Origin of the sequence: Pseudomonas sp. NPDC077408, assembly GCF_050269105.1 — a bacterium.
GTDB lineage: Bacteria > Pseudomonadota > Gammaproteobacteria > Pseudomonadales > Pseudomonadaceae > Stutzerimonas.
This window is the reverse complement of sequence record NZ_JBNNHS010000001.1, coordinates 422,982-436,824: the sequence shown is the minus strand read 5'-3', so window position 1 is coordinate 436,824 and position 13,843 is coordinate 422,982. Positions and strand designations below refer to the sequence as shown.

Genomic DNA, 13,843 nt, shown 5'->3' with positions numbered 1-13,843 from the left:
AAGCACCATTAACCGAATCGATCATGTATCGCTTTTTGCCGATATATAGTTCGCTCCATCGCGATATACCGAACCGGACGACACCATGCCCGACGAACTGGACGACATCCTCAAAGCAATCGCCCACCCTTTGCGGCGGGAGATTCTGGGTTGGCTGAAAGAACCACAACGCTATTTCTCCGAGCAGCATCACTCGTTGGAAAACGGGGTGTGTGCCGGACAGATCGACCAGCGCGCCGGGCTATCGCAATCAACCGTATCGGCTCATCTGGCGACCTTGCAACGGGCCGGCCTGATCACCAACCGCAAGGTTGGCCAGTGGCATTTTTTCAAACGCAATGAACCGGCCATCGCCGCTTTCGTGGCCCGCCTCGGCCAGGACCTCTGAGCCCACCAACCCTTACCGTGTAAAGGAGCAGCATCGCTATGCCTACACTTTTCGACCCGATCAAGATTGGCGAACTGGAACTGGCCAACCGCATCATCATGGCCCCGCTGACCCGCTGCCGTGCTGAGCCGGGCCGCATACCGGGTGACTTGATTGCCGAGTACTACACCCAGCGGGCCGAGGCTGGACTGATCATCAGCGAAGCCACATCGGTCACGCCGATGGGCGTCGGCTATCCAGACACGCCCGGCATCTGGTCCGCTGAGCAGGTACAGGGCTGGAAAAAGGTAACCGATGCGGTCCATGCGAAAGGCGGCAAGATCGTGCTGCAGCTCTGGCACGTGGGTCGGATCTCCGATCCGATCTACCTCGACGGTCAACTTCCGGTCGCGCCGAGCGCTATCCAACCCGCCGGACACGTCAGCCTGGTCCGGCCGATGAAGGATTTTGAAACGCCTCGAGCGCTGGAAACCGAAGAGATCGCAGGCATCGTCGAGGCCTTCCGTAAGGGTGCCGAGAATGCTCGGGAAGCAGGGTTCGACGGCGTCGAAATACATGGCGCCAACGGTTACCTGCTCGACCAGTTCCTGCAAGACAGCACAAACCAGCGCACCGATCAGTACGGCGGCTCGCTGGAAAACCGAGCACGTTTGCTGTTGGAAGTCACCGATGCGGCCGTAGGGATCTGGGGCGCTGGCCGCGTAGGCGTTCACCTGGCACCACGAGCCGACGCTCACGACATGGGCGACTCGAATCGTGCCGATACCTTCGCCTACGTCGCTCGTGAACTGGGCAAGCGCGGCATCGCCTTCATCTGCACTCGGGAGAAAGCCGGCGAGGACAGCCTCGGCCCACAGCTGAAGGAGATCTTCGGTGGCGTTTATATCGCCAACGAACGCTTCACCAAGGACCAGGCCAACGCTTGGCTGGCCGAGGGTAAGGCAGACGCCGTGGCCTTTGGCATTCCCTATATCGCCAACCCCGACCTGGTCCAGCGCCTGCGCCAGGACGCGCCGCTCAACGAGCCGCGGCCTGAGCTGTTCTACGCAAAAGGCGCCGAAGGTTACACCGATTATCCATCGCTCTAGCTCCTTGCGATGGAAGGCCCGCCCGGGATTCCGGGCGGGCCTTTTTTTCTTTCCTCACAGCTATTTATGCAACATTCCAGTGGCATACGAGCGTTTCCCATACACGCCCCATCAACAAACGGACTCGACCAAACGCGTGGATGAGGCTTCGCCGTCAGCCACCCTACGCTTTCAGTGCCTGGGCATGATGGCGAAGATGGTCATCGATAAAGGTGCTGATGAAGTAATAGCTGTGATCGTAGCCCGGCTGAATACGCAACGTCAGCGGATGATCCGCCGCGTTTGCAGCTGACTCAAGCGCTTCGGGCTTCAACTGATTGGCCATGAAATCATCCCGATCGCCCTGATCGACGAGTATCGGCAATTTCTCCTGCGCCTTGGATATCAGGGCACAGGCGTCCCATTCACGCCAGCGTGAGCGATCTTCTCCGAGGTAATTGGAGAAGGCCTTCTCGCCCCATGGGCAATCAGCCGGATTGGCGATCGGCGCGAACGCCGACAGCGACTGATAGCGACCAGGGTTCTTCAACGCGCACACCAGCGCACCGTGACCGCCCATCGAATGCCCACTGATGCCGCGCTTGTCGGATACGGGAAAGTTCGCCTCGATCAGCGCCGGCAGCTCATCGACCACGTAATCGTGCATGCGGTAGTGCTGAGCCCAGGGTTCCTGGGTCGCGTTCAGGTAGAAGCCCGCGCCAAGACCCAAGTCATAGGCAGCCTCCGGATCGTCCGGAACTTCGGAGCCGCGCGGGCTGGTATCAGGGGCGACGATAATTAAGCCGAGCTCCGCAGCAAGCCGATGCGCCCCCGCCTTCTGCATGAAGTTCTCGTCGGTACAGGTCAGACCGGACAACCAGTACAGCACCGGAAGCTTTTCGCCTTGTTCTGCCTGAGGCGGCAGATAAACCGCAAATACCATGTCGCAGTTCAAGCTACTTGAGCGGTGACGATAGCGCTTGTGCCAGCCACCGAAGCTCTTCTGGCAAGAAATGTTCTCGAGGCTCATGGGCCCTCCTGAGCCGGCCCGTAGCACTCGCACCATCGCAGGCGGAGCGCTGCGGCCCGACGTGCTGAATCAGTAGTGAATGACGGTTCGGATGCTCTTGCCTTCGTGCATCAGGTCGAATGCCTGATTGATTTCATCCAGCCCCATATTGTGAGTGATGAAGGTATCCAGCGGGATCTCGCCGGTCTGAGCCTTCTCCACATAGCCGGGCAGCTCGGTACGCCCTTTGACGCCACCGAAGGCGCTGCCACGCCAGACGCGGCCGGTTACCAACTGGAACGGACGGGTGCTGATTTCCTGACCGGCTCCAGCCACACCAATGATCACGGACTCGCCCCACCCCTTGTGTGCACATTCCAGCGCGGCGCGCATCAGCTGGACATTGCCGACGCATTCGAAGGAATAGTCCACGCCGCCGTCTGTCATCTCCACGATGACCTCCTGGATCGGCTTGTCATGATCCTTGGGGTTGACGAAGTCTGTCGCACCCAGCTCTTCGGCAATGGCGAACTTGGACGGGTTGATGTCGATCGCGATGATCCGGCTCGCCTTGGCCATCTTCGCCCCGATGATCGCAGCCAGGCCGATGCCACCGAGCCCGAAGATGGCCACGGTCGCGCCCTCTTCCACCTTGGCGGTATTGAGTACCGCGCCGATCCCGGTGGTGACGCCGCAGCCGAGCAGGCAGACCTTATCCAAGGGCGCTTCCTTGGGGATCTTCGCCACGGACACTTCAGGTAGCACCGTGTATTCGGAAAACGTTGAGGTGCCCATGTAGTGATAAATCGGCTCGCCGTTGTAGGAGAAGCGTGTGGTGCCGTCAGGCATCAGCCCCTTGCCTTGCGTGGCGCGCACCGAGCTGCAGAGGTTGGTCTTGCCAGATTTGCAGAATTTGCACTGCCGGCATTCGGCCGTGTAGAGCGGGATCACGTGATCGCCCACGGCAACCGAAGTGACGCCCTCGCCTACCGCCTCGACGATCCCGCCACCTTCATGGCCGAGGATGCAAGGGAATACACCTTCCGAATCCTCGCCGGAGAGCGTGTAAGCGTCGGTATGGCAGACACCCGTCGCGACGATGCGCACCAGCACTTCGCCAGCCTTGGGCGGCTCGACGTCCACTTCGACAATTTGCAGAGGTTGGTTCGGGGCAAACGCGACGGCGGCGCGGGACTTGATGGTCATGGCTGGCGGTACTCGTGGATGGAAAGTAATACGCAGTGTAGTTTCATCGTTCGATAGGGTTAATAAGCTGGGCGTGGAAACATTATTGCTGCCCAGGGATAATCGCGACGCGCCGCTTTGGGCGACTCGCAAAAGGATCGCCTATGAATCGATGGGAAGGACTGGATGAATTCGTCGCCGTCGCTGAGTGCGGAAGCTTCATGCAGGCCGCAGGGCAACTGCGCGTGTCGTCATCTCACGTCAGCCGCCAAGTGGCACGCCTCGAGGAACGCCTTCAGGCACGGCTGCTCTATCGCACGACCCGCAGGGTTTCCCTGACCGAAGCCGGTCATACCTTTCTCTCGCGCTGCCAGCGCCTGATCGAGGAGCGTGATGAAGCCTTTCATGCAATCAGCGACTTGCATGCTGCGCCCACTGGCCTGCTACGTATGACTGCAGCAGTCGCGTACGGTGAACGCTTCATCGTGCCGCTGGTAAACGAATTCATGGCGCAGCATCCGCAGCTGAGGGTTGACATCGAACTGTCCAATCGCACCCTAGATCTGGTGCAGGAAGGCTACGACCTGGCCGTACGCCTGGGCCGGCTGAGCGAATCGCGGCTGGTCGCCACACGCCTTGCCCCACGCGCCATGTATCTATGCGCGGCGCCAAGCTATCTCGAGCGCTACGGCCGCCCGCATACCCTGTCCGAGCTATCGCGACACAATTGCCTGGTTGGCACTGGCGATACCTGGAAGTTGCAGGTCGACGGCCGCGAGCAGCCGTTCAAGCCCTCGGGCAACTGGCGCTGCAACAGCGGTCAGGCGGTACTGGATGCTGCGCTTCGGGGCTTCGGTCTTTGCCAGCTACCGGACTATTACGTCCAGGAGCCACTACGCCGCGGCGAGCTGGTGTCCCTGCTGGAGACGCATCAGCCACCGAACACGGCCGTGTGGGCCGTCTATCCACAACGGCGTTATCCGCTACCGAAGGTCCGCCTGCTGATTCAAGCATTGAAGGACGGCCTCGCAACTCGTCCCGAGTATCGGAACGAACGCGATTGAGTTGCGACTGCGCCGCGCGTCCGACTGCTGACTTGAGGCGGAACCCGACTTAACCCACCACGTCGAAATTCTGAAGCCGGTGCCTCCGGCCCTCTGCTTGAGCGAGCCGGCCAATCAATCAGGAGGACATCATGCAGATTCTGGTGAACAGCAATCATAGCGTCGACGTGACCAGCAGCCTTGAGGAGCACGTAAAAGCGACGGTCGAGAGCGAACTGGAGCGCTTCGACGATCAGCTGACCCGAGTCGAAGTTCATCTCAACGACGAAAATAGCGGCAAAAGCGGCCCGCAGGATAAGCGCTGCCAGATGGAAGCGCGGGTCAAGGGACACGAACCTATTTCGACCAGCCACAAAGCGGACTCGCTGAATCTTGCCATTGACGGCTGTGCCGAAAAGCTCAGCCATGCCCTTGCCCATGCGCTAGACAAGAAACTCAACCACCACTGAATGCCGCCTGATGCGACCCGCTGAAGCGGGCCGATAGAGACCATGAGGAACCGAATCATCTGACCACGAGTGAGGCCGTACATGAACAGATTGCTCGATCGCGAAACCATGTCCCAGTTGCTGGCAAAACGCGAAGCGCCTTGCCTTTCGCTTTATCAGCCCACCCACCGCAGCTTTCCCGAGCGTCAGCAAGACCCGATTCGCTTCAAGCACCTTGTCCGCGAGCTTGAAGACTCGCTCAAGCAACAAGGCCGTGGCGACCAGGCCAAAGCGCTGCTGAAGCCCTTCCACGATCTGATCGACGATCCCGATTTCTGGAATTCCAACCGCGATGGGCTTGCTGTATTTGCTGCCACGGATTACTTCGAGGTCTTCCGCCTGCAGCGCAGCGTTCCAGAGCTCGCGGTCGCCAATGACCGTATGCACCTCAAACCGCTGCTGCGTATCGCGCAGTCGGCCGACCGCTATCAGATATTGGCGATCACGTTGGACTCGGTTCGTCTGTTCGAAGGCAACCGCGACGGCGTTGACGAAGTCCGCTTGGGTGAAAGCGTTCCGAAAACCGTTGAAGAAGCGCTGGGCCGGGAGTTGACCGAGAAAGGTCAGACGGGCTTTCCGCAAGGCTACAGCCGCGCCAGCGAGCGTGGCGATCCGATGCAGGTGGAGAGCGGAGGTGCCGGGCGCCAGGAGGAAATCGATCGAGACCGCGAGCGCTTCTTCCGTGAAGTGGATCGCGCGATTCTTGAGCATCACAGCCGCAAGTCGCGACTGCCGCTGATCCTCGCAGCACTTCCGGAGCACCAGTTCCACTTCCGCAAACTCAGCCACAACGAATTTCTACTGCCGGAAGGCATCGAGAACGATGCGTCGTTACTGAGTCATGACGAACTCCGCCAGAAGAGCTGGATGGTCATGCAGCCGCGCTACATCAAGCGACTGGAAGGCTTTATCAACCAGTACGGCGAGTCGCGAGGCCAGGGACTCGCGACCGATCAGCTCGAGCAGATCGGCCAGGCCACACTTGAAGGTCGTGTAGCGACCCTGCTGGTCGAGGCGGAGCGTCGAATTCCCGGGGTGGTCGACAAGGAGCAAGGCAAGGCAGTTGCGGTGGAAGATGACTCAGCCACGACACCCGATCTGCTCGATGAATTGACCATATGGACGTTGGAACAAGGCGGGGAGGTGATTGCTGTGCCTACCGAACGCATGCCGACCGAAAGCGGCGCTGCCGCGATCTACCGCTATTGATCGCAACCGCCTTGCCTCCGCTATACGGGATGAGTCGGCGCGCCGCGTAGCGCCTGAACAGCGCTGGACTCAAGATTTCCAGCGCTGTTCCAGCCACTGAAGATCTTCGGGCCGGGTAATTTTGAGGTTGTCAGCACGCCCTTCGACTAGACGCGGGTGGTGCCCCGCCCATTCAAGCGCGGACGCTTCGTCAGTTACGGCAACTCCACTGCCAAGGGCATCCGCTAACGACTCACGCAGCGATCCAAGCCGGAACATCTGTGGCGTGAACGCTTGCCAGATGACGCTACGATCCACCGTCTCCTGAACGCGCCCATCCGCATCAGCACGCTTGAGCGTATCGCGAGCTGGAACAGCGAGCAGCCCACCGACAGGATCGTCCGCGAGCGTCTCCAACAGATGATTTAGATCTGTGACTGCCAGGTTGGGCCTAGCTGCGTCGTGCACCAGCACCCAGTCGCCGTCTGCGGCGCCTAACCGGGTCAGCTCTCGCAGCCCACCCAGGACCGAGTCGGCTCGCTCACTGCCGCCATCGGCACGGTGAACACGTGGATCTGTCGAGCAAGCGAGATCGGGCCAATAGGCGTCATCGCCCGCTACGCACACAACCAGCCCCTTGAGCTGAGGATGGCCTAGAAAGCAATCCAGGGTGTGCTCAAGGATGGTCTTTCCTGCCAACTGAAGGTATTGCTTGGGCCGATCGGCTCGCATGCGACTGCCAATGCCGGCAGCCGGAATCACGACCCAGAACAGCGGAAGATGGGCTGCATTCATTCGGTGAGCTGAAAGAGAGTCTCGCCCTCTTTGACCATGCCCAACTCATGCCGCGCACGCTCTTCTACAGTTTCCATGCCTTGCTTGAGCTCCTTGACCTCGGCTTCGAGAATCCGGTTTCGCTCAAGCAATCGCTGGTTCTCGCCCTGCTGCTCGGCGATCTGCTTGTTCAATCCACTCACCTGGGCGAGGCTGCCCTCGCCCACCCACAGGCGATACTGCAAGCCACCCAGCAGCAAAATCAGGACAACAAACAACCAGTAGGGACTGCGTATGGAAGGCATGGATCGAATTCGATTGGGTTCCAGTGGCACTGTATAAGCGGCGGTCAGCAACATGGTCCGGCTTTCCTTTGCTGGCTAGCGCATCGCCGTGCGGCGACCTTAACAGCGCTGACCGTTATCCACAAAAAAAGGGCGACTAACGCCGCCCCTTTCTAGCATGCTTGGGTTTAGCCGCGGAACTCGGCACGGCCCTTGTAAGCTGCTTTTCCGCCGAGCTGCTCTTCAATACGAAGCAGTTGATTGTACTTGGACACGCGGTCCGAACGGCACAGCGAACCTGTCTTGATCTGACCGGCAGCCGTTCCCACAGCGAGGTCGGCGATGGTGCTGTCTTCGGTTTCGCCGGAGCGGTGCGAGATCACCGCCGTGTAACCAGCGGCCTTGGCCATCTGAATGGCTTCCAGGGTTTCGGTCAGCGAGCCAATCTGGTTGAACTTGATCAGGATCGAGTTACCGATGCCCTTCTCAATGCCTTCCTTAAGGATCTTGGTGTTGGTTACGAACAGGTCGTCGCCAACCAACTGAACCTTGTCGCCGAGTTTGTCAGTCAGCACCTTCCAGCCAGCCCAGTCGGACTCGTCCATACCGTCTTCGATGGAGATGATCGGGTAGCGCTCGGCCAGGCCAGCCAAGTAGTCGGCAAAACCAGCGGCGTCGAAGACCTTGCCTTCGCCGGCCAGATCGTACTTGCCATTCTCGAAGAATTCGCTGGAGGCGCAATCGAGCGCCAGGGTCACGTCGTCACCAAGCTTGTAACCGGCGTTAGCCACTGCCTCGGCGATAGCGGCCAGCGCGTCTTCGTTGGATGCCAGGTTCGGTGCAAAACCACCTTCATCACCGACAGAAGTGCTCAGACCACGAGCCTTCAGCACGGCTTTGAGGTGATGGAAAATTTCGGCACCCATGCGCAGGGCATCAGCGAACGTCTTGGCACCGACCGGCTGCACCATGAATTCCTGGATATCGACGTTGTTGTCGGCATGCTCGCCGCCGTTGATGATGTTCATCATCGGCACCGGCATGGAGTACTGGCCAGGCGTGCCATTGAGGTTGGCAATGTGAGCGTAGAGCGGCAGATCCTGATCTTGCGCGGCAGCTTTGGCGGCAGCGAGAGATACCGCAAGAATCGCGTTGGCACCCAGTGACGCTTTGTTCTCGGTTCCGTCCAGCTCGATCATGGCGCGGTCCAGCGCCTTTTGATCGAGCGGATCCTTGCCCAGTAGCAAATCCCGGATCGGGCCATTGATATTGCTGACAGCCTTCAGCACACCCTTGCCCATGTAACGGCTCTTGTCGCCATCGCGCAGTTCCAGCGCCTCGCGGGACCCAGTGGAAGCACCGGACGGCGCACAGGCGCTGCCGGTAATGCCGTTATCCAGGATAACGTCCGCTTCAACAGTGGGATTGCCACGGGAGTCGAGAACCTCACGCCCTTTGATGTCGACGATCTTTGCCATTTTTATTAACACTCCGTAGATAGCTTCAAGGCTTCAAGCTGTTTCGATTGGCGCAAAATTCTTGATCAGATCATCCAGCTGCTTGAGCTGGGTGAGGAAGGGTTCGAGCTTGTCCAGACGCAGCGCACAGGGTCCGTCGCACTTGGCGTTTTCCGGATCCGGATGGGCCTCAAGGAACAATCCGGCTAGGCCCTGGCTGAGGCCGGCCTTGGCAAGATCCGTGACCTGGGCACGACGACCACCAGCCGAGTCGGCGCGGCCACCCGGCATCTGCAGCGCATGTGTGACATCGAAGATCACCGGATATTGCATCCGCTTCATGATGTCGAAGCCGAGCATGTCGACCACCAGGTTGTTGTAGCCGAACGACGAGCCGCGCTCGCAGAGAATCAGCTGATCGTTCCCGGCTTCTTCACACTTGGTGAGGATGTGCTTCATTTCTTGCGGGGCAAGGAACTGCGCTTTCTTGATATTGATCACCGCCCCGGTCTTAGCCATGGCGACGACCAGATCCGTCTGCCGGGAAAGAAAAGCCGGCAGCTGAATGATGTCGCACACTTCAGCCACCGGCTGCGCCTGGTGCGGCTCATGCACATCAGTGATCACAGGGACGCCGAACGTCTTCTTCACTTCTTCAAAGATCCGCATCCCCTCTTCCAGGCCGGGGCCCCGGAAGGAATTGATCGAAGAGCGATTAGCCTTGTCGAAACTGGCCTTGAAGATATAGGGAATACCGAGCTTTTCGGTGACCTTCACATAGGTTTCGCAGATTTGCAGTGCGAGATCCCGGGACTCCAGCACGTTCATCCCGCCGAACAGCACGAACGGTTTGTCGTTGGCGATCTCGATACTGCCGACGCGAATGGTCTTCTGGCTCATGCCTTGCCCGCCTTGTAGTCCAGCGCCGCCTTGACGAAGCCGCTGAATAGCGGATGCCCGTCGCGAGGGGTGGAGGTGAATTCAGGGTGGAACTGGCAGGCTACGAACCAGGGATGATCCGGCGCCTCGACCACTTCGACCAGCGCCCCGTCACCGGAGCGACCGGTAATCTTCAGCCCCGCGGCCTGCAACTGCGGCAACAGCTTGTTGTTCACTTCGTAGCGATGACGATGGCGCTCGATGATGCGCTCCTTGCCGTAGCAGGCGAACACATTGGAGCCCGGCTCAAGGCCGCATTCCTGCGCGCCCAAACGCATGGTGCCGCCCAGATCGGAAGCGTCGCTGCGGGTTTCCACTGCACCAGTGGCGTCTTCCCACTCGGTGATAAGACCAACGACCGGATGGGTGCTGTCCTTGTCGAATTCGGTGGAGTTGGCGTCGGACCAGCCCAGCACATCACGGGCGAACTCGATCACTGCGACCTGCATGCCGAGGCAGATACCCAGGTAGGGAATCTTGTTCTCGCGGGCATATTTGACGGTGGCAATCTTGCCTTCCACGCCACGCAGACCGAAACCACCCGGAACCAGAATCGCATCCATGCCTTCCAACAGGCTGGTGCCCTGGTTCTCGATGTCTTCGGAATCAATGTAGCGGAGGTTCACTTTGGTACGGCTCTGGATGCCAGCGTGGCTCATTGCCTCGATCAGAGATTTGTACGCATCCAGAAGTTCCATGTATTTGCCGACCATGGCGATGGTGACTTCCTTCTCCGGGTTCAGCTTGGCATCAACAACCCGGTCCCATTCGGAGAGATCGGCACCGCCACATTCCAGGCCGAAACGTTCGACTACGAAGTCATCCAGGCCCTGCGCGTGTAGCACACCGGGAATCTTGTAGATGGTGTCAACGTCTTCCAGGCTGATGACCGCACGCTCTTCAACGTTGGTGAACAGCGCAATCTTGCGGCGTGAAGAGATGTCAATCGGGTGATCGGAGCGGCAAACCAGCACATCCGGTTGCAGACCGATCGAGCGCAGCTCCTTGACCGAATGCTGGGTCGGCTTGGTCTTGGTTTCACCAGCCGTGGCGATATAAGGCACCAGCGTCAAGTGCATGAGCATTGCGCGCTTGGCGCCCACTTCGACACGCAGCTGGCGGATCGCTTCAAGGAAGGGTTGCGACTCGATGTCACCAACGGTGCCGCCAACCTCTACCAGCGCGACGTCGGCATCGCCTGCGCCCTTGATGATGCGGCGCTTGATCTCGTCAGTGATGTGCGGAATGACCTGAATGGTCGCGCCCAGGTAATCACCACGGCGTTCGCGACGCAGTACGTCTTCATAGACGCGGCCGGTGGTGAAGTTGTTGCTCTTGGTCATTGTGGTGCGGATGAACCGCTCGTAATGCCCAAGGTCGAGGTCGGTCTCGGCGCCGTCATGGGTGACGAACACCTCACCGTGCTGGAACGGGCTCATGGTGCCCGGATCCACGTTGATGTAAGGGTCCAGCTTGAGCATCGTGACCTTCAGGCCCCGCGCCTCCAGGATGGCCGCCAATGAAGCCGAGGCGATGCCTTTCCCCAATGAAGAAACAACACCACCCGTGACGAAGATGTAGCGCGTCATGAAAAACCCTAGAAGTCTGCGTTAAGCGGTCAGCGCCGCCGGGGAAAAGCGAAGGTGCCATCGCGCCAAAGGCGGCAATAGCGGAACTGCCACGGTTTTCGAAGAAAGCCGCAGAAGCTGTATTGGGACGGGAGCGTAGTCTACTTGAAAGACCCTATCAGCTCAAACCTGGCGTCTGCCGGCGGCGTCCATTGAAGCGACAGGGCTTGCGTATCGAACTGCGGCAGATTGGCTACCGCAACAAGCTCACCTTCTCGAAAGAGCAACGGTAGACGTGAGCGCACGAAACCTGGCACGCCGGCCTCGTTGAGCAGCCGTTTGAGATCACGGCGACCACGGCCGGGAATATTCAGCGACTCGCCGCCCTGACGATAGCGTATTTGCAGCCCGCCCCGTCCATCATGGCCGGTCAAGCGCAGCAGGCCGTTTCCCGGCAACTGCAGATCGATGTTCGGCTGCAGCCAGTCGACCGCCCCTTCCGCCGTGACCAGCCAGGGTCCCGAAAGCCACCAAACGCAACCATCGCCTTTGTGTAGTTCGCCAGAGGCCAAGCGCCATACAGGCGCGGCATCCGGGGCAGCATTGCGCAACGCATCCCAGCCAGCCCAATGATCGCTGTCAGGAAGCGCTGTTAAATCAGCCAGCCAGTGGCGCAGCGCATTGCGCTGCCGGGCGGGACTGAGCGACTCCAGTGACGACAAGGAGAGCCTCGGCATCGGTAACCACTGATACCGAGACTGAGTGCGGGCTTCGCGCAGATCAAGCTCGGCCAGCTCATCCAGCAAATGTTGCGCCTCGCCTAGATGGGCTGCGGTGCGCGCGATGTTGTCAGCAGCTCGCGGCCAGCGCTGCTGAAGCACCGGTATAACCCGGTGACGAAGGTAATTTCGCGCATGGTTGGTGCACGCGTTGCTTGGGTCCTCAACCCAAGTGAGCCCCTGCTCGCGGGCATAGGCTTCCAATTCGTAGCGCCCGACATTCAGCAAGGGCCGAACCAGCCAACCTTCACCCAGCGCGCGCACCGCAGGCATGCTGGCAAGCCCACGCACTCCCGCACCGCGTAGCAAACGAAACAGCAGCGTCTCAGCCTGATCGTCCCGGTGCTGGCCAGTGAATAGCACGTCGGCAGTATTAAGGTACTCACTGAAGGCCGCATAGCGCGCAGCTCGGGCGGCGCTTTCTAGGCTCGGACCAGCCTCGACCTGCACCCGCACCACTTCGAGAGGCACGCCATTGGCCGCGCACACCTCACGGCAATGCGCCGGCCAGTTGTCCGCCGCCGCCTGCAGACCGTGATGAACATGAATCGCGCTGATTGGCGGCACTGCATGACGCTGCGCCAGTTGCACGAGCGCATGCAACAGTACGGTCGAATCCAGACCGCCTGAAAAGCCGACCAACCAGCGTCGCGCGGCAAGCCACGGGCGCAGTGCATCGAGCAGACGGGATTCGAGTGGCATAAATAGATGGTTTCTCCAGAACGGCTGGCAAGCATAAGCCAGAGTGACGCTGGACTACAGCCACGTGCGGCGCGCTAGCGAGGTAGTTCGAGCACCACGCCTTCCAGCCCGAGCACGCCACCGTTTTCCGAATAGATGCCGCTGCCACGTTCAAGCACGGGCTTGTGTCGGCCGTCGGCACACAGCAGCCGGTACTTGAAAGCGAAAGGCCCTCGCTCGACGAGCCCGGCCTGCACTTCGGCCCAGACGCGGTCACGGTCTTCGACATGAATCAGGCTGTCAAAGGTGAGGCTGCGGCTGTTGACGAGGCGCTCTGCCGGGTAACCGGTTAGTTCGAGGCAGCCGGCGCTGACGTACTCCATGCTCCAGTGTCGATTGTTGCGGCAGCGGTAGACCATCATCGGTAGTCCATCGAGCAAGTTGCTCAGGCTTCGGTGACTGGCCTGCATATAGTGGCGCCACTGCATCTGTCCGCTGACATCGGCAAGACTGACGATGAAGCCATCCGCGAGCCGCCGCAGACGTGCTTCGACCCGGCGCGACTCGCCCAGCGCAGCAGCAGCACCTCGGTATTTAGCGGCGCCATGCCGCGCATTCGCTGCATCGCCAACGCCCAGGTCTCCCGCTCTGCAGGGTGTAGAAAGTCGCCCTTCGGCGACCAGCACGTGGTCGAACCTAGGATCGATCTGCACCGGCACGCCCTTGAAGTTGGGCAGCGGGCTGCTGGCGTGGGCGCGCAGGCTCAGGCCCATGACGCCTGTGAAAAAGCTCAGCGCCGCCAGGCTCAGGCCGCCCTTGAGCACGTTACGCCGCGCCGGGTCGACCAGTTGCTCAAGGGCCGGGTTGGCGCTGGGGTTGATCGACTGGTCGTCGTGGGCCTCAAGGCTGGCGCCGAATTGGCTGTGGTCGTGCCTCATCGGTGGCTCTCGCTGCTTATCGGTTGGCTGGCGG

13 protein-coding genes and 1 pseudogene are annotated in these 13,843 nt (G+C 60.2%); 5 read left to right on the top strand and 9 right to left on the bottom strand.

Features of this window, described 5'->3' with window-relative positions; translation table 11 throughout:
* Nucleotides 1-85: 85 nt before the first annotated feature.
* Nucleotides 86-388 (top strand): ArsR/SmtB family transcription factor, encoded by a 303-nt coding sequence (locus tag ACQKEK_RS02125; RefSeq protein WP_046162018.1) that lies wholly within the window; start codon nucleotides 86-88, stop codon nucleotides 386-388.
* Nucleotides 389-426: 38 nt separating this feature from the next.
* Nucleotides 427-1,476, top strand: a complete 1,050-nt coding sequence (locus ACQKEK_RS02120) for an alkene reductase (RefSeq protein ID WP_499140921.1) — start codon at nucleotides 427-429, stop codon at nucleotides 1,474-1,476.
* A gap of 163 nt (nucleotides 1,477-1,639) precedes the next feature.
* Here the strand turns inward: ACQKEK_RS02120 and fghA are convergent, their stop codons facing one another.
* Both fghA and ACQKEK_RS02110 read right to left on the bottom strand, forming a co-directional pair.
* Entirely contained in the window at nucleotides 1,640-2,485 is an 846-nt protein-coding gene (gene fghA / locus ACQKEK_RS02115) for an S-formylglutathione hydrolase (protein WP_499140920.1), read from the bottom strand.
* Nucleotides 2,486-2,554: 69 nt separating this feature from the next.
* Nucleotides 2,555-3,670, bottom strand: a complete 1,116-nt coding sequence (locus tag ACQKEK_RS02110) for an S-(hydroxymethyl)glutathione dehydrogenase/class III alcohol dehydrogenase (RefSeq protein ID WP_128119458.1) — start codon at nucleotides 3,668-3,670, stop codon at nucleotides 2,555-2,557.
* Nucleotides 3,671-3,813: 143 nt separating this feature from the next.
* On the opposite strand from ACQKEK_RS02110, the gene ACQKEK_RS02105 reads away from it, so the two are divergent.
* From ACQKEK_RS02105 to ACQKEK_RS02095, 3 genes and pseudogenes are all read left to right on the top strand, one after another.
* On the top strand, nucleotides 3,814-4,713 hold the full coding sequence (locus ACQKEK_RS02105) for a LysR family transcriptional regulator (protein WP_499140919.1): 900 nt from the start codon (nucleotides 3,814-3,816) through the stop codon (nucleotides 4,711-4,713).
* A gap of 131 nt (nucleotides 4,714-4,844) precedes the next feature.
* Nucleotides 4,845-5,144, top strand: a pseudogene (hpf, locus tag ACQKEK_RS02100) (ribosome hibernation-promoting factor, HPF/YfiA family); the annotation flags it as partial.
* Nucleotides 5,145-5,243: 99 nt separating this feature from the next.
* Complete coding sequence (locus ACQKEK_RS02095; RefSeq protein WP_499140918.1) at nucleotides 5,244-6,410, top strand: baeRF3 domain-containing protein; 1,167 nt, start codon at nucleotides 5,244-5,246, stop codon at nucleotides 6,408-6,410.
* Between the two features lie 69 nt (nucleotides 6,411-6,479).
* On the opposite strand, the gene ispD is transcribed toward ACQKEK_RS02095, so the two are convergent.
* The 7 genes from ispD to ACQKEK_RS02060 all read right to left on the bottom strand — a co-directional run bounded on the left by ispD (nucleotide 6,480) and on the right by ACQKEK_RS02060 (nucleotide 13,809).
* The gene (ispD, locus tag ACQKEK_RS02090; protein WP_499140917.1) at nucleotides 6,480-7,184 is read right to left on the bottom strand and encodes a 2-C-methyl-D-erythritol 4-phosphate cytidylyltransferase; all 705 of its coding nucleotides are present in this window, start codon (nucleotides 7,182-7,184) and stop codon (nucleotides 6,480-6,482) included.
* Complete coding sequence (gene ftsB, locus ACQKEK_RS02085) at nucleotides 7,181-7,468, bottom strand: cell division protein FtsB (RefSeq protein WP_177327070.1); 288 nt, start codon at nucleotides 7,466-7,468, stop codon at nucleotides 7,181-7,183. The genes ispD and ftsB overlap by 4 nt, the downstream gene beginning before the upstream one ends.
* Before the next feature lie 167 nt (nucleotides 7,469-7,635).
* On the bottom strand, nucleotides 7,636-8,925 hold the full coding sequence (gene eno / locus ACQKEK_RS02080) for a phosphopyruvate hydratase (RefSeq protein ID WP_046162024.1): 1,290 nt from the start codon (nucleotides 8,923-8,925) through the stop codon (nucleotides 7,636-7,638).
* A gap of 33 nt (nucleotides 8,926-8,958) precedes the next feature.
* Entirely contained in the window at nucleotides 8,959-9,804 is an 846-nt protein-coding gene (kdsA, locus tag ACQKEK_RS02075) for a 3-deoxy-8-phosphooctulonate synthase (protein ID WP_102834878.1), read from the bottom strand.
* Nucleotides 9,801-11,432 (bottom strand): CTP synthase, encoded by a 1,632-nt coding sequence (pyrG, locus tag ACQKEK_RS02070; RefSeq protein WP_499140916.1) that lies wholly within the window; start codon nucleotides 11,430-11,432, stop codon nucleotides 9,801-9,803. Before pyrG ends, kdsA begins: the two co-directional genes overlap by 4 nt.
* Nucleotides 11,433-11,572: 140 nt before the next feature.
* Nucleotides 11,573-12,892, bottom strand: coding sequence for a tRNA lysidine(34) synthetase TilS (gene tilS / locus ACQKEK_RS02065; RefSeq protein ID WP_216706885.1), 1,320 nt, complete (start codon nucleotides 12,890-12,892; stop codon nucleotides 11,573-11,575).
* 74 nt (nucleotides 12,893-12,966) lie between these two features.
* Nucleotides 12,967-13,809 carry a PAS domain-containing protein gene (locus ACQKEK_RS02060; RefSeq protein ID WP_499140915.1) on the bottom strand — a complete coding sequence of 281 codons (843 nt, stop codon included), beginning with the start codon at nucleotides 13,807-13,809 and terminating at the stop codon, nucleotides 12,967-12,969.
* Between the last annotated feature and the right edge of the window lie 34 nt (nucleotides 13,810-13,843).